Source organism: Micromonospora sp. CPCC 205739 (assembly GCF_036906795.1).
In the GTDB taxonomy this organism is placed as follows: Bacteria; Actinomycetota; Actinomycetes; order Mycobacteriales; family Micromonosporaceae; genus Micromonospora.
Genome location: NZ_JBAKHS010000015.1, coordinates 66,022 through 88,683, shown reverse-complemented (window position 1 = coordinate 88,683; position 22,662 = coordinate 66,022). Strand labels below are relative to the sequence as shown.

Annotated in this window: 19 protein-coding genes; all 19 read right to left on the bottom strand. The window is 74.4% G+C overall.

Annotated features, from left to right (window positions below):
- Nucleotides 1–61: 61 nt before the first annotated feature.
- Nucleotides 62–1,648: an RsmB/NOP family class I SAM-dependent RNA methyltransferase gene (locus V6U88_RS21200; RefSeq protein ID WP_334455484.1), complete on the bottom strand. Its 1,587-nt coding sequence runs from the start codon at nt 1,646–1,648 to the stop codon at nt 62–64.
- The gene (gene fmt, locus V6U88_RS21195; protein WP_334455482.1) at nt 1,645–2,571 is read right to left on the bottom strand and encodes a methionyl-tRNA formyltransferase; all 927 of its coding nucleotides are present in this window, start codon (nt 2,569–2,571) and stop codon (nt 1,645–1,647) included. Before fmt ends, V6U88_RS21200 begins: the two co-directional genes overlap by 4 nt.
- A gap of 4 nt (nt 2,572–2,575) precedes the next feature.
- Nucleotides 2,576–3,136 carry a peptide deformylase gene (gene def / locus V6U88_RS21190; protein WP_334455480.1) on the bottom strand — a complete coding sequence of 187 codons (561 nt, stop codon included), beginning with the start codon at nt 3,134–3,136 and terminating at the stop codon, nt 2,576–2,578.
- A 43-nt stretch (nt 3,137–3,179) separates the two neighbouring features.
- Nucleotides 3,180–4,451, bottom strand: coding sequence for a cytochrome P450 (locus tag V6U88_RS21185; RefSeq protein ID WP_334455478.1), 1,272 nt, complete (start codon nt 4,449–4,451; stop codon nt 3,180–3,182).
- Nucleotides 4,452–4,601: 150 nt separating this feature from the next.
- Nucleotides 4,602–5,585, bottom strand: a complete 984-nt coding sequence (locus V6U88_RS21180; RefSeq protein ID WP_334455477.1) for an AAA family ATPase — start codon at nt 5,583–5,585, stop codon at nt 4,602–4,604.
- 206 nt (nt 5,586–5,791) lie between these two features.
- Complete coding sequence (locus V6U88_RS21175) at nt 5,792–7,843, bottom strand: primosomal protein N' (RefSeq protein WP_334455476.1); 2,052 nt, start codon at nt 7,841–7,843, stop codon at nt 5,792–5,794.
- Between the two features lie 65 nt (nt 7,844–7,908).
- A complete protein-coding gene (gene metK, locus V6U88_RS21170; protein ID WP_334455474.1) occupies nt 7,909–9,099 on the bottom strand; it encodes a methionine adenosyltransferase in 1,191 nt (396 codons plus the stop codon).
- Nucleotides 9,100–9,198: 99 nt separating this feature from the next.
- On the bottom strand, nt 9,199–10,407 hold the full coding sequence (coaBC, locus tag V6U88_RS21165; RefSeq protein ID WP_334455472.1) for a bifunctional phosphopantothenoylcysteine decarboxylase/phosphopantothenate--cysteine ligase CoaBC: 1,209 nt from the start codon (nt 10,405–10,407) through the stop codon (nt 9,199–9,201).
- Nucleotides 10,408–10,421: 14 nt separating this feature from the next.
- Complete coding sequence (gene rpoZ / locus V6U88_RS21160) at nt 10,422–10,685, bottom strand: DNA-directed RNA polymerase subunit omega (protein WP_007075826.1); 264 nt, start codon at nt 10,683–10,685, stop codon at nt 10,422–10,424.
- A 47-nt stretch (nt 10,686–10,732) separates the two neighbouring features.
- Nucleotides 10,733–11,266, bottom strand: a complete 534-nt coding sequence (locus tag V6U88_RS21155; protein ID WP_334455470.1) for a guanylate kinase — start codon at nt 11,264–11,266, stop codon at nt 10,733–10,735.
- Between the two features lie 25 nt (nt 11,267–11,291).
- Nucleotides 11,292–11,609, bottom strand: a complete 318-nt coding sequence (mihF, locus tag V6U88_RS21150) for an integration host factor, actinobacterial type (RefSeq protein WP_088970961.1) — start codon at nt 11,607–11,609, stop codon at nt 11,292–11,294.
- 170 nt (nt 11,610–11,779) lie between these two features.
- Nucleotides 11,780–12,613 carry an orotidine-5'-phosphate decarboxylase gene (pyrF, locus tag V6U88_RS21145; protein WP_334455465.1) on the bottom strand — a complete coding sequence of 278 codons (834 nt, stop codon included), beginning with the start codon at nt 12,611–12,613 and terminating at the stop codon, nt 11,780–11,782.
- 66 nt (nt 12,614–12,679) lie between these two features.
- Entirely contained in the window at nt 12,680–13,954 is a 1,275-nt protein-coding gene (locus tag V6U88_RS21140; protein WP_334455463.1) for an adenosylmethionine--8-amino-7-oxononanoate transaminase, read from the bottom strand.
- A gap of 43 nt (nt 13,955–13,997) precedes the next feature.
- A complete protein-coding gene (locus tag V6U88_RS21135) occupies nt 13,998–15,035 on the bottom strand; it encodes a quinone-dependent dihydroorotate dehydrogenase (protein ID WP_334455461.1) in 1,038 nt (345 codons plus the stop codon).
- Between the two features lie 97 nt (nt 15,036–15,132).
- Nucleotides 15,133–18,525, bottom strand: coding sequence for a carbamoyl-phosphate synthase large subunit (gene carB / locus V6U88_RS21130; protein WP_334455459.1), 3,393 nt, complete (start codon nt 18,523–18,525; stop codon nt 15,133–15,135).
- On the bottom strand, nt 18,518–19,681 hold the full coding sequence (gene carA / locus V6U88_RS21125) for a glutamine-hydrolyzing carbamoyl-phosphate synthase small subunit (protein ID WP_334455456.1): 1,164 nt from the start codon (nt 19,679–19,681) through the stop codon (nt 18,518–18,520). Before carA ends, carB begins: the two co-directional genes overlap by 8 nt.
- Complete coding sequence (locus tag V6U88_RS21120; RefSeq protein WP_334455454.1) at nt 19,678–20,955, bottom strand: dihydroorotase; 1,278 nt, start codon at nt 20,953–20,955, stop codon at nt 19,678–19,680. Before V6U88_RS21120 ends, carA begins: the two co-directional genes overlap by 4 nt.
- Complete coding sequence (locus tag V6U88_RS21115) at nt 20,952–21,878, bottom strand: aspartate carbamoyltransferase catalytic subunit (RefSeq protein ID WP_334455451.1); 927 nt, start codon at nt 21,876–21,878, stop codon at nt 20,952–20,954. The genes V6U88_RS21120 and V6U88_RS21115 overlap by 4 nt, the downstream gene beginning before the upstream one ends.
- Entirely contained in the window at nt 21,875–22,459 is a 585-nt protein-coding gene (pyrR, locus tag V6U88_RS21110; RefSeq protein ID WP_334455449.1) for a bifunctional pyr operon transcriptional regulator/uracil phosphoribosyltransferase PyrR, read from the bottom strand. The genes V6U88_RS21115 and pyrR overlap by 4 nt, the downstream gene beginning before the upstream one ends.
- Between the last annotated feature and the right edge of the window lie 203 nt (nt 22,460–22,662).

The following is a 22,662-nucleotide window of genomic DNA, read 5'->3' as shown; positions in this document are numbered from 1 at the left end:
TGCGCCGCCCCGCCCCGGTTCCACTTCGCTCCGACCCCGCCGGGGCCGACAACGCTACCGGTCAGCCGCGGCGCAGCACCGCGAGGAACATCGCGTCCGTGCCGTGCCGGTGCGGCCAGAGCTGCACCGTCGGGCCGTCGCCCAGCCCGGGCATGCCGGCGGGCAGCAGCGTCCGGGCGTCGACGAAGTCCGCCGGCACCTCGGCACGCCGGGCCGCCTCGGTCACCGTCACGTGCGTCTCCACCACGTGCGGGGAGCAGGTCACGTAGGCGACCAGGCCGCCGGGACGGGCCGCGCGCAGGGCCGCGGTGAGCAGTTCCCGTTGCAGCCGGGTCAGCGGCGGCAGGTCCGACGGCTGGCGCCGCCACCGGGACTCGGGCCGGCGACGCAGCGAGCCCAGGCCGGTGCAGGGCGCGTCCACCAGCACCCGGTCGAAGTGCCCCTCGGGCAGCTTCGGGTCCGCGCCGACCGTGCGGCCGTCGGTGTGCAGCACGTTCACCGGCAGGCCCCGGGTGGCCTGCTCGACCAGCCGGGCCCGGTGCTCGGACACCTCCACGGCGGTCAGCCGGGCACCACGCTGCGCGGCGAGCGCGCCGAGCAGGCCGGACTTGCCGCCGGGCCCGGCGCACAGGTCCAGCCAGCGCCCGTCCGGGCCGTCCAGCGGCGCGACGGCCAGCGCGTTCGCCACCAGCTGCGAGCCCTCGTCCTGCACGTGCGCCCGCCCCTGCGCCAGCGCGGGCAGCTCACCCGGCGCGCCGCCGGAGAGGTAGACCGCGTACGGGGAGAAGGCGCCGGGGGCGCCGCCCACCTCGTCGGCCAGCTCCGCCGGGTCGGCCAGTCCGGGCCGGGCGCACAGGTGCACCGGGGGCCGCTCGTTGTCCTCGATCAGCAGCCGCGTGGTCTCCCCCAGGTCGCCGCCGAGCGCCTCGCTGAAGGCCCGCACGATCCACTGGGGATGGCTGTACGCCAGCGCCAGGTGACCGATCGGGTCGGACTCGAACGGCGGGGCGAGCCGCGCCACCCAGGCGTCGGCGTCCCGGCCGGCGATCTCCCGCAGCACCGCGTTGGCGAAGCCGGTGGCCCCCGGCGCGACCGAGCGGACCAGGTCGACGGTCGAGGAGACCGCCGCGTGCGCCGGCACCCGGGTGTGCAGCAGCTGGTACGCCCCGAGCCGCAGGGCGTCGCGGGCCGGCGGGTCGATCCGCTCGACCTCGCGGCCGGCGGCGTCGGTGATGATCGCGTCCAGGGTGCCGGTGTGCCGCAGCGTGCCGTACGTCAGCTCTGTGGCGAAGGCGGCGTCCCGGCCGACCAGCCCCTCCTCGCGCAGGATCGACGGCAGCACCAGGTTGGCGTACGCGTCGTCCCGGTGCACCGCCGCGACGGCCTGGTAGGCGGCGTACCGGGGCAGGTCGACGGCCGGGCGGGCGGGCCGACCGCCGCGCCGGTCGAAGCCGGGGCGGCCGCCGGACGGGCGGTCGCCACGGTAACCACCACCGGACGGGCGGTCGCCGCGCGGCGCGTCGGAGCGCCGGGGCGTGGACCGGTCGAACCGGTCACCGCGGGAGCCGGCGGACCGGTCGTCGCGGGGGCGGTCGTCGCGAGGGCGGTCGGAACGGGAACTGTCGGGACGGTCCGAGGGGGCGCTCACGCGAGCACCTCGCCGGCGCCGACCCGGACGCCGCGCGCCCAGTCGCTCGCCGACATGGCCTTCTTGCCCGCCGCGCGCACCTCACCGAGCTGCACCGGCACGGTCGCGGTGCCGGCCAGCACCCGGGACTTCTCCACCAGCAGCTCTCCCGGCTTCAACTCGGGGCCGTTGCCGACCGGGGTCACCGGGCCGAGCTTGACCCGGTCGCCGCGGAAGGTCGTCCACGGCCCGGGGGCCGGCGTGCAGGCCCGGATCCGCCGGTCCACGGCGAAGGCGGGATCGGTCCAGCGCACGCGGGCGTCCTCCACGGTCAGCTTCGGGGCCAGGGAGACCCCGTCGGTGGGCTGCGGCTCGGCCCGGGCCGAGCCGGCCTCGATCGCGTCGAGAACGGCCACCAGCAGGCCCGCGCCGGAGTGCGCGAGCCGCTCCAGCAGGTCGCCGGAGGTGTCGGTCGGCCGGATCTCGTCGGTGAGCGTGCCGTACACCGGGCCGGTGTCCAGCCCCTGCTCCAGCTGGAAGACGCTGGCGCCGGTCAGCTCGTCGCCGTGCAGCACGGCGTGCTGCACGGGGGCCGCGCCGCGCCAGGCGGGCAGCAGCGAGAAGTGCAGGTTGATCCAGCCGTGCCGGGGGATCTCCAGGGCCACCGGCGGCACCAGCGCGCCGTACGCGACCACGGGCACGCAGTCCGGCGCCAGCTCGCGCAGCCGGTCGAGGAACTCCGGCTCGCGGGGCTTGGCCGGGGTCAGCACCTCGATCCCGTGCTCGTCGGCCCAGGCGCCGACCGGCGATCGGACCAGGCCGCGACCGCGACCGGCCGGGGCGTCGGGGCGGGTGACCACGGCCAGCAGCTCGTGGCCGGAGGCGGCGACGGCGGCGAGGGCGGGGACGGCGACGGCCGGCGTGCCGGCGAAGATCAGACGCACCCGGTCACCGCCCCAGACCGAAGGGGCTGCCGGAGGCGTGCGGGTTGAGCTTGACCGTGGGCGGGGCGGCCGGGTCGTACCACTCGGCCTGGCGGATGGCCTTCATGGCCTCCTTGCGCCCGGCCGGGTCGAGCCGGTCGACGAAGAGCACCCCGTCGAGGTGGTCGGTCTCGTGCTGCACGCAGCGCGCCATCAGCCCGGTGCCGACGATCTGCATCGGGTCGCCGTACCCGTTGAAGCCCTTGGCGATGACGTTCTGCCGGCGCTTCGTGTCGAAGTAGAGCCCGGGGATGGACAGGCAGCCCTCCGGGCCGTCCTGCTCCTCGGAGTCGGGGAACTCCAGCACCGGGTTGACCAGGTGCCCGAGCACGTCGTCCACGTCGAAGGTGAACACCCGCAGGCCCACGCCGAGCTGGGGCGCGGCCAGGCCGGCGCCGCTCTGCTCCAGCATCGTGTCGGTGAGGTCGGCGATGAGCCTACGCAGCTCGGCGTCGAAGTCGACGACCGGATCGGCCGGCGTGCGCAGCACCGGGTCCCCGAACAGACGGATGGGCTGGACGGTCACGCGGTGTGGCTCCTTCGGCTGTACGGACGGGTGCCGTACCAGTCTACGGAGTGCCGGGGGCCGCCCCGGCCGGCGTACCGCGATGCGGGGCCGCCGCCTCCGTGTCGATGATCACCGGCAGGGTCTCGTAGCCGCGCAGGGTGAGCCGGGTCCGGTGCCGAGGGCGGCCGGCCAGGGCCAGGCCGGGCAGCCGGCGCAGCAGCAGCGGGAAGGCGACCTGCGCCTCCAGCCGGGCCAGCCCGGCGCCCAGGCAGTAGTGCGGGCCGGCCCCGAACGACAGCGGGTGGACCTGCGGGCGCCACGGGTCGAACCGCTGCGGCTCGGGGTAGCGCCGGGGGTCCCGGTTGGCCGCGCCGAGCAGCAGCAGCGCCCAGCTGCCCGCCGGCAGCTCGACGCCGCCGCAGGTCACCGCCGCGCCGCTGACCCGGGTGGTGAGCTGCACCGGCGAGTCGTAGCGCAGCAGCTCCTCGACGTACCCGGGGGCGAAGTCGGGACGCTCGCGCAGCGCGCCGGCGGCCCGGGGATGGTCCAGCAGCACCACGAGGCCGTTGCCGAGCAGGTTGGTGGTGGTCTCGAACCCGGCGACCAGCAGCACCACCAGGTTGGCCAGCAGCTCCTCGCCGGAGAGCCGGTCGCCGTCGGCGTCGTGCACCTGGACCAGGGCGGTGGTCAGGTCGTCGGCGGGCGCGGCGCGGCGGGCCCGGACCAGCGCGGCGAAGTAGTCGCGCAGCTCGGTGGCGCCCCGGTCGGCGACGGCGAGCTCCTGGGTGGTGATCTCCGGCTCCAGCACCCCGGTCAGGTCGGCGGCCCAGCGCCGGAACAGCGGCCGGTCGGCCGCCGGCACGCCGAGCAGCGCGCAGATCACCCCCACCGGCAGCGGGTACGCGAACTCGGCCATGAAGTCGACGGGCTCGCCGTCGAGGGCGCGCTCCAGCATCGCGTCGACCAGCTCGTCGGCCTGCGCCACGACCACGTCGCGCATGGCGGCGATCCGGCGCGGGGTGAACGCGCCGGCCGCGAGCCGCCGCATGCGGCTGTGGTCGGGCGGGTTGGTGCGCAGCATCGACCGGGAGATCGAGGCGACGGCCGGGCTGTCCCGCCAGCCGGGCAGGAACTGGTCGCGCAGCACGTCGTCCATCACCCCGAAGCGGGCGTCGCGCAGGATCTCGTCGGCCTCGGCGTAGCCGGTGACCACGTAGAACACCGGCCCGGCCTGGACCACCGGCCCGTGCCGGCGCAGCCGCTCGTAGGTCGGGTACGGGTCGATCCGCCCCGGTGGCGACATGAGCAGGGCGAGCGCCTCGGCTGCGTCCATGACCGGCCTCCCGCGTCGGTGCGTCGGAGGCTCCATCATGCGCGTCCGGGCGTCGCCCGGCGACCCCGTGCGGCCCGTGGCCGGGGCGGGCCCGGGTCGACCGTGGCCGGGGCGGGCCCGGGTCGACCGGGCCGGCCCCGCAGCCGGGGCTCAGGCGCCGGTGCCGGGCTCCCCCGCCAGCACCGCGGCGCCGCCGAGCAGGGCGTGCTCGGGCAGCGGCAGCTGGATGCCGTGAGCGGCCTCCCAGTCGTAGACGATGCTGGGCCGGACCTGGGCGGCGAAGAAGTCCACCGCACTCATCCCGCCGACCACCGGCTCGTCGACCTCGGCGACCAGCTGGGCCGGGACCAGGTTGAAGCCGTTCTGCAGGGCGGCGCTGAGCCGGCGGTGCCCGTCGACCACGAAGAAGTACTCGCCGGTGTAGCCGATCCGCAGCGGCTCCAGGGCCTCGTCGCCGGAGGCGGCCACCTCCCCGACGAACTCCGAGTCCCAGAGCCCGCGCAGGGTGCTGATGTCCTCGGTCGGGTAGACCCGGGCCGGGTCGAGCAGCAGCAGCGGCGGGGCCTCGCGCAGCACGTCCGCGCCGAGCCGACCCTCGTACGCGTCGACGATGTGCTCGATCACCTCGGACGCGGAGGCCCGGGTGGTGTCGCAGACCAGGTCGTAGTTGCGCAGCCGGGCCTTGTCGACGCCGTAGCGGAGGATGAACCGGTTCCGCTCGCTCTCGCTGCGCTCGCGCAGCTTGGCCTTGGCCTCGTCGAGCGAGGTGTAGCTCTCGGCCGGGCCGGAGGGGCGCAGCAGCACCCGGCGGGCCGCCTCGCCCGGCTCGGTGATCATGTGCACCTTGAGCGCGTCGGTGAAGAAGTGCCAGGCCAGCCGGGAGTCCATCACCAGCGACTCGCCGGAGGCGGCGATGTCGCGCTGGAGCTGGTCGACGTAGCCGTCGACGGCCTGGTCCAGCTCGGCGTGCAGGTTGAGCTGGAGGGCGGTCATCTGCCGCTCCTGCGCCATCTGGCGGTAGAGGTCGCCGACGCTGACCCGGCGCAGCCCCAACCGCTTGGCGATCTCGACGGAGACGGTGCTCTTGCCGCTGCCGAGGTCCCCGTTGAAGACGATCGATTGACGAACGGTCACGACTGGTCCACCCCTGATCACCGGCTGATTGACATCATCGATATGGCGTCGGTACGACGCGTTCCGCCATCGTCGCGCCACCCGAGCGCCCGGGCATGACGGGCGATGCTACCACCTCCCCGCCACGGGATTACCGGACGCGCTGTGCGACCGTACCCGCTCCGGACCGGGTGCCGACCCGCGCCGGTGTCGCGGATCACGGCAGGTCAGAAGAGGCTGAGCGGGTCGACCTGCAGGCGTACCGGGTCGGCGGCCTTGCGGGCGCTGCGCACCCCGGCGGCGGTGTGCAGCGCCTCGGCGAGGGCGGCGGCCCGGGCCCGTGGCACCCGCACCAGCATCCGCTCCCGGTCCTCGTCGGCCGGGACCGGGCCGAGCACCTCCGCGCCGTCGGGCAGCCGGGCCTCGGCGAGCAGGTCGGCCACCGCCGCCGCCGGGCCGGTGACGCTGGCCATCTTCGTCGCCGGGGGAAAGCCCAGCTCCCGCCGCTCGGCCAGCTCCCGGGCGGCGAACCAGGCCGGGTCCCAGCGCAGCAGCGCCTGCACCGGCGCCAGCGCGCCGTCGGCGACCACCACCACCCGCCCGCCCGCCGAGGCCGGCCGGGCCAGCGCGGCGGCGCTCAGCCACCGGCGCAGCGTCTCCTCGCCGGCGCGCAGGTCGGCCCGGGTGAGCAGGGCCCAGGAGTCGAGCAGCAGCACCGCGCCGTAGCCCCCCTCGGCCGGCGGCTCCGCGCCCGGGGTGGCGATCACCAGGCCGGCCCCGCCGGGCACGCTGGTCAGCACCTCCTCCCGGCCCGAGGTGCGGACCGGCACGCCGGGGAAGGCGCGGCCCAGCTCCTCGGCGGTGCGCCGGGCGCCGGTGACCGCGGCCCGCAGCCGCCGCCCGCCGCACTCCGGGCAGGCGTACGCGGCGGCGACCCGGCCGCACCAGCGGCAGGCGGGGGCACCCTCGGCGGAGGGCAGCGCCAGCGGGCCGGCGCAGTGCGGGCAGCGGGCCGGGGTGCGGCAGTCCGCGCAGGAGATCGAGGGCAGGTAGCCCCGGCGGGGCACCTGCACCAGCACCGGGGCGTCCGCGCGCAGGGTGTCCCGGGCGGTGGTCCAGGCCAGGCTGGGCAGCCGGGCGGTGGCCGCGCCGGGGTCGCGGGCCAGCTGCGGGTCGTCGCCGGTCGGTGCGATGGCCGGGGTACGCGCCCGCAGGGTCGCCCGGTCGGCGACCACCTCGCGGGCCCAGCCGGTCTCCACCAGCAGTTGCGCCTCGGCGGTCCGGGTGTACCCGCCGACCAGCGCGGCGGCCCCGGCGAGGTGGGCCCGGGTGAGCAGCACGTCCCGGGCGTGCGGGTACGGGGAGCGGGGCTCGGCGTGCAGGTCGTCGCCGTCGTCCCAGATGGCGACCAGGCCCAGCCGGTCGACCGGGGCGAACATCGCGGCCCGGGTGCCGATCACGACGGGCGCCACGCCGCGCCGGGCGGTGAGGAAGGCCCGGTAGCGGCGGGCCGGCCCGAGCGCGGCGGAGAGGCAGACGTGCCGGTCCGGGCCCAGGACGGCGGTCAGCGCGGCGTCGAGCCGGTCCAGGTCCCGGGCGTCGGCGACCACGACGACCGCCCCCCGGCCGCCGGCGACGGTGGCGGCGACGGCGTCGGCGTACCGGGCGGCCCAGTCCTCCCCGGCCAGCGCCGACCAGACGGCGCGGGGGGCCCGGCCGTCGGCGAGCGCACCCAGGAAGGCGGGGCCGGCCGGGTAGTCGCGCCAACCGCGCGGATCGACGGTGGGCCGGGCGGGGGTGCCGGGCGGCTCGGCTGCGTCCGGTGGGGCGGCGGGCGACGGCGGGGCGACGGCGACCACGTGCGCCGCCGGGGCGACGGTGGGCGCGGCGGCGCCGGCCTCGTCGGGCGTCGTGGCGGCACCGTCGGCGGGGGCGTCGGAGTCGCGGGTCGCCGCCTGCGCGCGGAGGTCCTTCTCGACCCGGGCGTGGCGGGGCGGGACGGCGAGCCGGAGCACGTCGGCGAGGCTGCCGGCGTACCGGTCGGCGACGGCCCGGGCCAGCCGGGCGATCTCCGGCGCCAGCACCGGTTCCGGGGAGACCACCTTCTCCACGTACGCCAGCCGGCCGGTGTGCCCGGAGTCGTCGGCGCGCTCCAGCAGCCAGCCGTCGACCAGCTGACCGGCGAACCGCACCTTCACCCGCACCCCCGGCACGGCGTCGCCGTCCAGCTCGGCCGGGACCAGGTAGTCGAAGGGGCGGTCGAGGTGCGGCAGCGGCACGTCGACGCAGACACGAGCGACCGGCGACCCCTCAGCGGGTCGCCGGTCGCTGCGCCTGGTGCCGGTCAGGCTCCCGCTACCGACTTGAGGTCGGCGGCCCGGTCGGTGCTCTCCCAGGTCAGGTCCGGCAGCTCGCGGCCGAAGTGGCCGTACGCGGCGGTCTGCCGGTAGATCGGGCGGAGCAGGTTGAGGTCCCGGATGATGGCGGCCGGGCGGAGGTCGAAGACCTCGGTGACCGCCTTCTCGATCGAGGCGACCGGCACGGTCTCGGTGCCGAAGGTCTCGATGAACAGGCTCACCGGGTGGGCCTTGCCGATCGCGTAGGCGACCTGCGCCTCGCAGCGCTCGGCCAGGCCGGCGGCCACCACGTTCTTGGCCACCCAGCGCATCGCGTACGCGGCCGAACGGTCCACCTTCGACGGGTCCTTGCCGGAGAACGCGCCGCCGCCGTGGCGGGCGTAGCCGCCGTAGGTGTCGACGATGATCTTGCGGCCGGTGAGGCCGGCATCGCCCATCGGGCCACCGATCTCGAACCGGCCCGTCGGGTTGACCAGCAGCCGGTAGCCCTCGGTGTCCAGGCCGAGGCTCTCCAGCTCCGGGGCGATGACGTGCTCGCGCACGTCCGGGGTGAGCAGCGAGTCCAGCGAGATGTCGGCGGCGTGCTGGCTGGACACGACCACGGTGTTGAGCCGGACCGGGCGCAGACCGTCGTACTCGATGGTGACCTGGGTCTTGCCGTCCGGCCGCAGGTAGGGAACGGTGCCGTCCTTGCGCACGGCGGCCAGACGGCGGGCCAGCCGGTGCGCCAGGGCGATCGGCAGCGGCATCAGCTCGGGGGTCTCCGAGCAGGCGAAGCCGAACATCATGCCCTGGTCGCCGGCGCCCTGCGCGTCCAGCGCGCTCTCCGACGCACCCGTACGCAGCTCGAAGGCGTTGTCCACACCCTGGGCGATGTCGGCGGACTGCCCGCCGATCGAGACGCTGACCCCGCAGGACGCGCCGTCGAAGCCCTTCTTCGACGAGTCGTACCCGATCCCGAGGATGGTCTCCCGGACGATGGTCGGGATGTCGGCGTACGCCTTGGTCGTCACCTCACCCGCGACGTGCACCTGCCCGGTGGTGATCAGCGTCTCCACCGCAACACGGCTGTGCGGGTCCTTGGCCAGCAGGGCGTCCAGGATGCCGTCGCTGATCTGGTCGGCGATCTTGTCCGGGTGGCCCTCCGTGACCGATTCGGACGTGAAAAGACGTGTCACGGCACTCCTAAGCACTTGAGTCTCTCTGGAAAGGTCGCTCCGCGGCAGTTTAGTCACCTGGTACCAGAGTGACGCAGCCAACGGTGAAGTGACCAGGGTTCAGGACAGGGCGGCCAGCCGGTTCACCACGAGGTCCCAGACCCGGTCCGCCAGGTCCTCCTTGGACTGCTCGGGAAGGGTGACCACACTGCCGTCCGCGCCGACCACGGTCGCCGCGTTGGTCTCGGCCCCGAAGACCTTGTCCACGCCCACCTCGTTGATCACGATGAGGTCGGCCCGCTTGCGGGCGAGCTTCGCCCGGCCGTTGGCCTCCGCGTCGCCGGTCTCGGCGGCGAAGACCACCAGCACCTGCTCCGGGCGGCGCCGCCGGCCCAGCTCGGCCGCGATGTCGGGGTTGGTGACCAGCGCGATGGTCGGCGCGCTGCCGTCCTCCGACTTCTTGATCTTGCCGGGCGCGTAGGTCGCCGGCCGGAAGTCGGCCGGCGCGGCGGCCATCACCACCGCGTCGGCGTCGGTGGCGGCGTCCAGGGTGGCCGTGCGCAGCTCCTCGGTGGTGCCCACCCGGACCAGGTCCACCCCGGCCGGGTCGGGCAGGGCGACGTTCGCCGCGATCAGCGTGACCCGGGCGCCCCGGGCGACGGCCGCGCGGGCGAAGGCGTACCCCTGCTTGCCGGACGAGCGGTTGCCGAGGAAACGGACCGGGTCCAGCGGCTCCCGGGTGCCGCCGGCGGTCACCACGACGTGCCGGCCGGCCAGGTCGGCGGGGGCGTCGACGCCCCTGGCCAGCGCCCGCCGGGCGACGGCGAAGATCGCCGCCGGATCGGGCAGCCGGCCCTTGCCGGTGTCCGCGCCGGTGAGCCGGCCGACCGCCGGTTCGATCACCCGCACGCCGCGCGAGCGCAGCGTGGCGACGTTGGCGACGGTGGCCGGGTGCTCCCACATCTCGGTGTGCATGGCCGGGGCGAGCACCACCGGGCAGCGTGCGGTGAGCAGGGTGTTGGTGAGCAGGTCGTCGGCGAGGCCGTGGGCCGCCTTGGCCAGCAGGTCGGCCGTGGCCGGCGCGACGACCACCAGGTCGGCCCGCTGGCCGAGCCGGACGTGCGGGACCTCGTGCACGTCGGACCAGACGTCGTCGGCGATCGGCTGGCCGGAGAGCGCCGCCCAGGTCGGCGCCCCGACGAAGCGGAGCGCCGACGCGGTCGGCACGACCCGGACCCGGTGGCCCGACTCGGTGAAGAGCCGCAGCAGCTCACACGCCTTGTAGGCGGCGATGCCGCCGCCGACCCCGAGGATGATCTCGGCGGGCATCGGCGGAGCGGGGGTTACGGCTGGTCGGTCGGCTCGGCGGTGAGCAGGCCCGCGTTGATCTCGCGCATCGCGATCGAGAGCGGCTTCTCCTGCGGGGTGGTCTCCACGAGCGGGCCGACGTACTCCAGCAGGCCCTCACCGAGCTGGCTGTAGTAGGCGTTGACCTGGCGGGCACGCTTGGCGGCGAAGATCACCAGCGCGTACTTCGAGGTGGTCTTCTCGAGGAGCTCGTCGATCGGCGGGTTGGTGATGCCCTCGGGGTTGGCGATGGATCCCACGAAATACCCTCTGCGTCTGAAGTGTCCGCGCGAGCGCGGCTGGTCGCTCAACCGCGCAGTCGCGGCTGGGCGGGAGCCAGATAGGAAGAACCGAGCAAGCCTACCAGTTCGGCCACGACCCGCTCGGTGAGGTCGTGGACCACGGTGTGTCCGACGGCCGCGACGACCGTCGGGTCCGGACGGTAGCCCGGCGGGGCCAGCAGGACCAGCCGGACGTCCGGCAGGGCCTCCCGGACGGCGAGCGCGCCGGGCAGGTCCAGCGGGAGCAGCACCGGCCGACGGTCGGCCAGCCGGGACCGCAGCGGCTCCCGGGGCGTGCCGCGCCGGTGCCCACCCATCCGGGACCACTCCAGCAGCTCGCCGGCGGCGATCATCCGGTCGAAGCCGACCGGGTCCACGAAGCGCCGGTCGACGCCGTCGACCTCGTCGGGGCGCCGGGGCCGGGTGGTCACCGGCACCGGCATCCACACGGACGGAGAACGCGCCCGGACCAGCTCGACGACACTCTCCCGCGCGGCGCCCGAGGGCCCCGTCAGGACAGTGAGCCGAGCCGCCGGGCGCGCCTCGTCATCCGTGCTCACCGCTTGTTTCTACACGTTGCGGTGTTCAGTTTGCGGCGAACTCTCCAAGCAGAGCCTTGCGCTGCTGCTCGCCCAGCCCGCGCAGACGACGGCTGTCGGCGATCTTGAGCTTCTCCATGATCTGGGTGGCCCGGATCTTGCCGATGCCCGGCATCGCCTGCAGGACGGCCGAAACCTTCAGCTTGCCGACGACATCGTCGGACTCGGCCCTGTCGAGGACGGCGGCGAGGGTGGTCTTGCCCTGCTTGAGCTGCTCCTTCAGCTCAGCACGGGCCTTGCGGATCTCCGCGGCCTTCTCCAGCGCGGCAGCGCGCTGCTCGGGGGTCAGTGACGGGAGCGGCACCAGTTCTCCTCAGGTCCCTATCGCGACGGGCGGGGCGCACCGCCGCTGTCGTGAAACGTGGTGTCGCTGGCAACCAAAGGGGTCCGTGGTTCCCAGCGCGGGGAAAACTAGCGGTCGCGGGCGGTTTCGGCAACGTGGGCGCGCGAAGATCAGCGAAAGTGACGGAGCCGTCAGTCAGCCAGAACGCCCCGGCAGTCGGCCAGCACGCGGTCCACGGCGGCCGCCAGGGCGGCCTCGTCCGGGCCGGCGCCCAGCACCTCGCGCGAGTACGACGGCAGCACCGACGACAGGCTGGAGCCGAAGACCGTCCGCAGGTCGGCGGCCGTCGCGCCCTGGGCGCCGAGCCCCGGTGCGAGCAGCGGCCCGTTGACCTTCGACAGGTCGTGACCGGTGTCGCCGATCGTCGCGCCGACCACCAGCCCGAAGCTGCCCAGCGGCTCGGCACCCTCGTTGAGCTGGGAAATCTCGTCGATGACGGTCTGCGCGACGGTGCGTCCGTCCGCCGTGCGGGCCCGCTGCACGGCGGCGCCCTCGGGGTTGGACGTGAGCGCCAGCACGAAGACCCCGCCGCCGTGCGTGGCCGCCAGTTCGAACATCGGGGCGAGCGAGCCGACCCCCAGGTACGGGCTCGCGGTCACCGCGTCGACATGCAGCGGGCTGGATGGGTCGAGGTAGGCCGAGGCGTACGCGGCGACCGTCGAGCCGATGTCGCCGCGCTTGACGTCCAGGAGAACGAGCGCGCCACATTCTCGTAACTGTCGGATAGTTGACTCAAGAATTCCGACACCTCGGGCACCGAACCGCTCGAAAAAGGCCGACTGGGGCTTGACCACCGCGACCCGGTCACCGATGGCTGCCACGACGGTCCGGGCGAACCGGTCCAACCCGTCGACGTCGTCCGGCAGCCCCCAGCGGGCCAGCAGCCCGGGATGCGGGTCGATGCCCACGCAGAGCGGCCCCCGCTCGGCGACGGCGCGGTGCAGCCGGGTCCCGAAACTCTCCATCGGCGTTCCTCTCCTCACGCTCGCGCTCGGTGACCGGCCGGTGCCGGCCCCGTTCTGCCCGCCGGCTCAGCCGGCCTTCACCGCCGCCGCGACGCCGGCCGCGATCCGAGCCAGGTCCGCGTCGTCGGTCACGTACGGCGGCATGGTGTAGACCAGGTCGCGGAACGGACGCAGCCAGACGCCCTGGGCCACGGCGGCGGCGGTCGCCGCCGCGATGTCCACCTCGTGGTCCAGCTGCACCACGCCGATCGCGCCCAGCACCCGCACGTCGGCCACCCCCGGCGCGCCGCGCAGCGGCTCCAGGCCGGCCCGCAGCCCCGCGCCGACCCGGGCGACCTCGGCGGCCCAGTCGCCGGCCTGCAGCAGCTGCAGGGAGGCGTTGGCGACCGCGCAGGCCAGCGGGTTGCCCATGAAGGTGGGGCCGTGCGCCAGCACCCCGTCGGCGGAGATGCCCCGGGCGACCTGCGGGGTGCAGAGCGCGGCGGCCAGGGTGAGGTACCCGCCGGTGAGCGCCTTGCCGACGCAGAGCACGTCCGGGCTCACCCCGGCGTGCTCGGCGGCGAACATCGTCCCGGTCCGGCCGAAGCCGGTGGCGATCTCGTCGAAGATCAGCAGCACCCCGTGCGCCCGGGTCACCTCGCGCAGCACCCGCAGGTACTCCGGGTGGTGGAAGCGCATCCCGCCCGCGCCCTGCACCACCGGCTCCACGATGACGGCGGCCAGCTCGTCGGCGTGCCGCTGCACCGCGTCGGTCAACGCCGCCACGTACGCCGGGTGGGGCGGGTCGTCGAAGCCGCCGGGCGGCACCGGGGCGAAGACCTGCCGGGGCAGCACGTCGCCCCAGAGGTGGTGCATGCCGCCCTCGGGGTCGCAGACGCTCATCGGGTGGAACGTGTCGCCGTGGTAGCCGCCCCGCCAGGTGCCCAGCCGACGGCGTTCCGGGCGGCCGACGGCCCGCTGGTACTGCAGGCACATCTTGATCGCCACCTCGACGCTGACCGAGCCGGAGTCGGCCAGGAACACGTGCTCCAGCCCCTCCGGGGCCAGCTCGACCAGCGTCCGCGCCAGCCGCACGGCGGGCTCGTGGGTGAGCCCGCCGAACATCACGTGGCTCATCCGGCCGAGCTGGTCGGTGACCGCCGCGTCGAGCACCGGGTGCCGGTAGCCGTGGATCGCCGCCCACCAGGACGACATCCCGTCGACCAGTTCCCGGCCGTCGGCCAGCCGCAGCCGGACGCCCTCGGCGCCGGCCACCACGTACGGCGGGTGGGCCGGGGGCAGCGCCGCGTACGGGTGCCAGACATGGGCCCGGTCAACGGCCAGGATCTCCTCGGGCGTCACGTGCTCTCCTTCGTACCCTCGGGGGTTGCCCGGCCGGGACGGCTCACCCGGCCGGCACCGGCGCGGTGGCGCCCGCCGACGCGCGGGCCGCGGCCCGGACCAGGGCGGGGCCCCGGTAGATGAAACCGGTGTAGAGCTGGATCAGGCTGGCCCCGGCGTCGAACATCCGGGCGGCGTCGTCCGGGTCGAGGATGCCGCCCACGCCGATGACCGGCAGCCGGCCCCCGGTCTCCCGGTGCACGAAGGCGACCACCTCGCGGGCCCGGGCGGCCAGCGGGCGGCCGGAGAGCCCGCCGGTCTCCGCGCCACGCTCCTCATCGGCCGGGGCGAGCCCGTCACGGGCCAGCGTGGTGTTGGTGGCGATCACGCCGGCCGCGCCGCGGGCCAGGCAGACCTCCAGCAGCTCGGCGATCGCCGGCTCGGTCAGGTCCGGGGCGATCTTCACCAGCACCGGCTTCTCCCTTACCAGCGCCGCCAGCAGCGCGTCCAGGTGGGACTTGTCCTGCAGGGAGCGCAGGCCCGGGGTGTTCGGCGAGGAGACGTTGACCGCGAAGTAGTCGCCGTGCTCCCGCAGCGCCCGGTACGAGGCGAGGTAGTCCTCGACCGCGTCGTCCAGCGGGGTCACCTTCGACTTGCCGAGCGAGATGCCCAGCGGCGCCCCGATCGGGCGGGGCAGCGCGGCCAGCCGGGCCGCCAGGGCCTCGGCGCCGGCGTTGTTGAAGCCCATCCGGTTGACCACGGCCTCGCTGTCGCGCAGCCGGAACAGCCGGGGCCGGGGGTTGCCCGGCTGGGCGTGCGCGGTGACCGTGCCGACCTCGACGAAGCCGAAGCCCAGCGCCGGCCAGGCCGGCAGCGCCACGCCGTTCTTGTCCATGCCGGCCGCCAGGCCGACCGGGTTCGGGAACTCCACCCCGAACACCGTGCGCGGTGCCCGCACCAGGTACCGCGTCCGCAACGCCGCGAGCGCCGCCGGCCGCCGCGACAGCGCCGCCAACCGCCGCAACGTCCACTCGTGCGCCGCCTCGGCGTCCCCGCCCCCCACCCGGAACAGCTGGGGCCGCACCACCTTCTCGAAGATCACGCCCCGTCTCCCCCCGGCTCGGTGATCATGAAGTTGTCGCCACCTACCGCGGCGGGTCGGGGCGACAACTTCATGATCGACGCGGGAACCGAGGGGGTCACTCGCCCGCCCGCAGGGCGGCGTGGAGCTCCTGCAGGGGGCGGACCTGCATGTCGCCGCGGATGCGGGCCTCGATGCCCATCACCGCCGCGGCCGCGCCGGGGACGGTGGTGATGCAGGGGATGTCGGCGGTCACCGCCGCGCTGCGGATCTCGTAGCCGTCCGAGCGGGCGCTCGCGCCGGAGCCCTGCGGGGTGTTGACCACCAGCGCCACGTCGCCGCCGAGGATCATCGAGACCGCGTCCTCGCCCTCGCCGGACTCGTAGTGCTTGCGGATCTGCTCGCAGGCGATGCCGTGCCGGCGCAGCACCTCGGCGGTGCCGGTGGTGGCGACGATCTCGAAGCCCAGGTCGGCCAGGCGCTTGATCGGGAAGATCATGCCGCGCTTGTCCCGGTTGGCGACCGAGACGAAGATCCGGCCACCGGTCGGCAGCGACCCGTACGCGGCCGACTGACTCTTGGCGAAGGCGTGACCGAAGTTGGTGTCGATGCCCATCACCTCGCCGGTGGACTTCATCTCCGGGCCGAGCAGCGAGTCGATGCCCTTGCCGGACGGGGTGCGGAACCGCTTGAACGGCAGCACCGCCTCCTTGACCGCGATCGGGGCGTCCGCCGGCATCTCGCCGCCGTCCCCGGTCGGCGGGAGCAGCCCCTCGGCGCGCAGCTCGGCGATGGTGGCGCCGAGCGCGATCCGGGCCGCCGCCTTGGCCAGCGGCACCGCCGTGGCCTTGGAGACGAACGGCACCGTCCGCGACGCCCGGGGGTTGGCCTCCAGCACGTAAAGCATGTCGTCCTTGAGGGCGTACTGGACGTTGAGCAGACCCTTGACGCCCACCCCCCGCGCGATCGCCTCGGTGTAGCGGCGCACCTGGGCCAGGTGCGAGCTGGCCAGCGTGATCGGCGGCAGCGCGCAGGACGAGTCGCCGGAGTGGATGCCGGCCTCCTCGATGTGCTCCATCACCCCGCCGAGGTAGACCTCGCCGTCGGCGTCGCAGAGGGCGTCCACGTCGATCTCGATGGCGTCGTCGAGGAAGCGGTCCACCAGCACCGGGTGGTCCGGGGAGATGTCGGTGGCCCGGCCGATGTAGTCGCGCAGGGTGGCGTCGTCGTAGACGATCTCCATGCCCCGCCCGCCGAGCACGTACGAGGGCCGGACCAGCACCGGGTACCCGATCTCGTCGGCGATCGCCTTCGCCTCGTCGTAAGAGGTGGCCATGCCGTGCGCCGGGGCGCGCAGCCCCGCCCGGGCCAGCACCGCGCCGAACGCGCCGCGCTCCTCGGCCAGGTGGATCGACTCCGGCGAGGTGCCGACCACCGGTACGCCGGCGTTCTTGAGCCGCTGCGCCAGCCCCAGCGGGGTCTGCCCGCCGAGCTGCACGATCACCCCGACCACGCCCGGCCCGCCGGCCGCCTTGCCCGACGAGTCCTCGGCGTGCCAGACCTCCAGCACGTCCTCGAAGGTCAGCGGCTCGAAGTAGAGCCGGTCGGCGGTGTCGTAGTCGGTGGAGACCGTCTCCGGGTTGCAGTTGACCATGACGGTCTCGTAGCCGGCGCCTGCGGCGCCGGAACCGGTCGCAGCGGCTCCGCCGATCGGCGCGCTTCGCAGCGCCTGGACCGCGTGCACGCAGGAGTAGTCGAACTCGATGCCCTGACCGATCCGGTTCGGCCCGGAGCCCAGGATGAGCACCTTGGGCCGGTCGGAGGGCGCGACCTCGGTCTCCGAGTCGTACGTGGAGTAGTGGTACGGGGTGGTCGCCTCGAACTCGGCGGCGCAGGTGTCCACCGTCTTGTAGACCGGCCGCACGTCGAGCCGGTGCCGCAGGGTGCGCACGCCGTCCTCGGCGGCCAGCTCCGGGCGCAGCGCGGCGAGCTGCCGGTCGGACAGGCCGGCCCGCTTCGCCCGGCGCAGCAGCTCGGCGTCGAGCACCGGGGCGTCCACGATCTCCGCGCGCAGCTCGACCAGGCCGGCGATCTGGTCCAGGAACCAGGGGTCGATCCCGCCGGAGGCCGCGGCGACCTCGGCGATGGAGGCGCCCAGCCGCAGCGCCCGCTCCACCGTGTAGAGCCGGCCGTCGTGCGGCATCCGCAGCGCGGCGAGGGTGTTCTCCTTCGTCGCCCCCGCCGGGTCGGGCTGGGTCCAGAACCCGGCGCCCTTGGTTTCCATGGAGCGCATCGCCTTGTTGAGCGCCTCGGTGAAGTTGCGCCCGAGGCTCATCGCCTCGCCGACCGACTTCATGGTGGTGGTCAGCTCCGGGTCGGCGCCGGGGAACTTCTCGAACGCGAACCGGGGGATCTTCACGACCACGTAGTCCAGCGTCGGCTCGAACGCCGCCGGGGTCTTCAGGGTGATGTCGTTGGGGATCTCGTCCAGGGTGTAGCCGATGGCCAGCTTCGCGGCGATCTTCGCGATCGGGAAGCCGGTCGCCTTGGAGGCCAGCGCCGAGGAGCGCGACACCCGGGGGTTCATCTCGATCACGACGATCCGGCCGTCGGCCGGGTTGACCGCGAACTGGATGTTGCAGCCGCCGGTGTCCACCCCGACCTCGCGCAGCACCGCGATGCCCAGGTCGCGCAGGCGCTGGTACTCCCGGTCGGTCAGCGTCATGGCCGGGGCGACGGTGACGCTGTCGCCGGTGTGCACGCCCATCGGGTCGAGGTTCTCGATCGAGCAGACCACCACCACGTTGTCGTGCCGGTCGCGCATCAGTTCGAGCTCGTACTCCTTCCAGCCGAGCACGCTCTCCTCGATGAGCACCTCGTGCACCGGGCTGGCGGCCAGGCCGGCACCGGCGATGCGGTGCAGGTCCTCGTCGTTGTGCGCCATGCCGGAGCCCAGGCCGCCCATGGTGAACGAGGGCCGGATCACCACCGGCAGGCCCAGCTCGGCGACGGTCGCCTCGACCTCGGCCATCGAGTGGCAGACCCGGGAGCGCGGCACCAGGCCGGCCGGGTCCTCGACGCCGATCCGGGCGCCGGCCTTGGCGACGATGTCCTTGAACAGCTGCCGGTCCTCGCCGCGGTTGATCGCGTCGATGTTGGCGCCGATCAGCTCCACGCCGTACTTGTCCAGCACCCCGGCCTCGTGCAGGGCGACCGCGGTGTTCAGCGCGGTCTGCCCGCCCAGGGTGGGCAGCAGGGCGTCCGGGCGCTCCTTGGCGATCACCAGTTCGACGAACTCCGGGGTGATCGGCTCGACGTACGTGGCGTCGGCGAACTCCGGGTCGGTCATGATGGTCGCCGGGTTGGAGTTGACCAGGCTGACCCGGATCCCCTCGCTGCGCAGCACCCGGCACGCCTGGGTGCCGGAGTAGTCGAACTCGCAGGCCTGCCCGATGACGATCGGCCCGGAGCCGATCACGAGGATGTGCTTGAGATCGGTCCGCTTAGGCATTCGCGCGCCCCTTGCTCTGAGTCCGGCCCTCGATCAGCTCGGCGAAGCGGTCGAAGAGGTAGTCCGCGTCGTGCGGGCCGGCCGCCGCCTCCGGGTGGTACTGGACGGTGAAGGCGGGCACGTCCGTGGCCCGCAGCCCCTCGACCACGTTGTCATTGAGGCAGACGTGCGACACCTGGACGCCCCCGAACTCGGTGTCGATCACCTGGTCGGGGACCACCGCGCCCTGCCCGGCGCCCGGCACCTGCACGGCGAAGCCGTGGTTGTGGCTGGTCACCTCGACCTTGCCGGTGGCCCGGTCGAGCACCGGCTGGTTGATGCCGCGGTGGCCGTAGCCGAGCTTGTAGGTGCCGAAGCCGAGCGCCCGGCCGAGGATCTGGCTGCCGAAGCAGATGCCGAACAGCGGCACCTCGCGGCGCAGCACCTCCCGGGCCAGCGCGACCGGCCCGTCGGCGGTCGCCGGGTCGCCCGGGCCGGGCGAGAGGAAGACCGCGTCCGCGCCGGTGGCCAGCAGGTCGTCGATGGTCGAGCCGGCCGGCAGCACGTGGGTGGTGACGCCGCGCGCGGCGAGCCGGCGCGGCACGTTGCGCTTGATGCCCAGGTCGAGCGCGGCCACGGTGAACCGGTGCGGGCCGACGGCCTCGACCACGTACGGCTTGTCGGTGGTCACCTCGGCGGAGAGGTCCGCGCCGACCATCTGCGGCGACTGGCGGACCCGGGCCAGCAGGGCGCGCGGGTCGTCGTCGACGCTGGAGATGCCGACCCGCATCGCGCCGCGCTCGCGCAGGTGCCGGGTCAGCGCCCGGGTGTCCACGCCGGCGATGCCGACCACGCCCTCGGCGGCGAGCCGGTCCTCCAGCCCGCCGGTGGCCCGCCAGTTGGAGCCGATCCGGGCCGGGTCGCGCACCACGTACCCGGCGACCCAGATCCGGCCGGACTCGTCGTCCTCGCCGTTGACGCCGGTGTTGCCGATGTGCGGGGCGGTCTGCACCACCACCTGGCGGTGGTACGAGGGGTCGGTCAGGGTCTCCTGGTAGCCGGTCATGCCGGTGTTGAAGACCGCCTCGCCGAAGGTCTCCCCGACGCTGCCGTACGCCTCGCCGTGGAACGTGCGCCCGTCCTCGAGTACGAGGATCGCGGGTCGTCTACGGGTCACTTGACTGCCTTTCCGTCCAGGACCGTCGGCTCGCCGCGCAGGAAGGTCGCCACGATGCGACCCGGCAGCGTCATGCGGGCGTACGGGGTGTTACGACTGCGGCTGGCCAGCTCCGCGGGCTCGATCACCCGGCGGGCGGCCGGGTCGACCAGGGTGAGGTTGGCCGGCACGCCGGGCGCCGGGTCGAGGCCGTGCCCGTCGAGCCCGGCGATCCGGGCCGGGGTGCGCGACATCCGCTCGGCGATCAGGTCCCACTGTGGCCCGAACACGTCCAGGGCGATGGAGAGCGCGGTCTCCAGGCCGAGCATCCCCGGCCGGGCGTACGCCCACTCGCACTCCTTGTCCTCCACCGCGTGCGGCGCGTGGTCGGTGGCGACGATGTCGATGACGCCCTCGGCCAGCGCGGCGCGCAGCGCGGCGACGTCGCTCTCGGTACGCAGCGGCGGGTTGACCTTGTAGACCGGGTCGTACGTCTCGGCCTTGGCGTCGGTGAGCAGCAGGTGGTGCGGGGTCACCTCGGCGGTCACCTTGACCCCGCGCGCCTTGGCCTGCCGCAGCACCTCGACGCTGCCGGCGGTGGAGACGTGGCAGACGTGCAGCCGGCTGCCGACGTGCTCGGCCAGCAGCACGTCCCGGGCGATGATCGCCTCCTCGGCGACCGCCGGCCAGCCGGTCAGCCCGAGCCGGGTGGAGACCTCGCCCTCGTGCATCTGCGCGCCCTCGGTGAGCCGGGGCTCCTCGGCGTGCTGGGCGATGATCCCGTCGAACGCCTTGACGTACTCCAGGGCGCGGCGCATCAGCTTCGGGTCGGCCACGCAGTGGCCGTCGTCGGAGAAGATCCGCACCTGGGCGGCGGAGTCGGCCATCGCGCCCAGCTCGGCCAGGCGCTCGCCGGCCAGCCCGACGGTGACCGCGCCGATCGGCTGCACGTCGACCAGCCCGGCCTCGCGGCCCAGCCGCCAGACCTGCTCGACCACGCCGGCGGTGTCGGCGACCGGCGAGGTGTTGGCCATCGCGCAGACCGCGGTGTAGCCGCCGAGCGCCGCGGCGCGGGAGCCGGACTCGACGGTCTCGGCGTCCTCCCGGCCGGGCTCGCGCAGGTGGGTGTGCAGGTCGACCAGGCCGGGCAGGGCGACCAGCCCGGTGCCGTCGACGACGGTGGCCTCCGGCGCGGTCAGCCCGGCGCCGGTCTGCGCGACGACGCCGTCGCGGATCAGCAGGTCGGTCGGCGCGGCGCCGACGACGCTCACGTTGCGGATCAGGTACGAGGTCACAGGTTGTTTCCTCCGAGCAGCAGGTAGAGGACGGCCATCCGCACGGAGACCCCGTTGGCGACCTGTTCGACGATGGTGGAGCGGGGCGAGTCGGCGACCTCGGGCGTGATCTCCATGCCCCGGTTCATCGGGCCGGGGTGCATGACGATCGCGTGCTCGGGCAGCCGGCGCATGCGCGGGCCGTCCAGGCCGTAGCGGCGGGCGTACTCGCGGGCGGAGGGGAAGTAGGAGTCGCTCATCCGCTCCCGCTGCACCCGCAGCATCATCACCACGTCCGACTGCGGCAGCACCGCGTCGAGGTCGTAGGAGACGTCGGTGCCGGGCGCGAGCGCCTGGCCGATGTGCACCGGGATCAGCGTCGGCGGGCCGACCAGGGTGACCTTGGCGCCGAGGGTGGAGAGCAGCAGCACGTTGGACCGGGCCACCCGGGAGTGCAGCACGTCCCCGACCACCGCGACGTGCAGGCCGGCGAGCCGGCCCAGCCGGGAGCGCATCGTGTACGCGTCGAGCAGCGCCTGGGTGGGGTGCTCGTGGGTGCCGTCGCCGGCGTTGACCACCGAGCCCTCCACCCAGTTCGCCAGCCGGTGCGGCGCGCCCGAGGCGGGGTGCCGGACGACCACCGCGTCGGCCCCCATCGCCTGGAGGGTGAGCGCGGTGTCCTTCAGGCTCTCCCCCTTGGTGACGCTGGAGCCCTTGGCCGAGAAGTTGATCACGTCGGCGCTGAGCCGCTTGGCGGCCGCCTCGAAGGAGATCCGGGTCCGGGTGGAGTCCTCGTAGAAGAGGTTCACCACGGTCCGGCCGCGCAGCGCGGGGAGCTTCTTGACCTCCCGGCCGGCGACGGTGGCCATCTCGGCGGCGGTGTCGAGGATCTGGGTGGCGGTGGCGGCGTCCAGGTCGGCGCCGGAGAGCAGGTGCCGGATCATGAAGGGGTACCCCCGAAGAGCTTGACCTCGTCGGCGCCGTCGGTCTCGGCGAGGGTGACCTTGACGCTCTCGGCGAGCGAGGTCGGGATGTTCTTGCCGACGTAGTCGGCGCGGATCGGCAGCTCGCGGTGGCCGCGGTCGACCAGGACGGCGAGCTGCACGCTGGCCGGCCGGCCCACGTCGTTGAGCGCGTCGAGCGCGGCCCGGACGGTACGGCCGGAGAAGAGCACGTCGTCGACGAGGATGACCCGCTTGCCGTCGATGCCGCCCGGCGGGAGCTGGGTCGGGCCGACCGCGCGGGTGGCGTGCCGGCGCAGGTCGTCGCGGTAGAGAGTGATGTCGAGCACACCGACCGGGACGTCGACGTCCTCGAAGGTGCTGATCCGGGCGGCGAGGCGCCTTGCGAGCGGGGCGCCCCGGGTGGGGATACCGAGTAGAACGGTGTCGGCGGCGCCCTGGGTCTTCTCGAGGATCTGGTGGGCGATCCGGTCGACGACGCGCTGGACGTCGGCGCTGGCGAGGATCACCTTCACCGAGGGTTGTCGCTCCTGCGACGATCGGGCAGCCGGTGGGCAGGCCACGGCGGACCTCCTTCCCCGCCTCACGGGACGGGTCGTTAAAGGACGTCTGGATCTCCGGTCGGGTCGCGAACGGCCCGGACCGGGGCTTCACGCCACGTTACCAGCGGTCACCGGGCCGGCCGTCGGCACCCACTGATCCCCGGATCAGGGCGGCGAAATGGGGATAAGTCCCCCCGCGCTCCCCAACGGTGGGGTCGCGACCA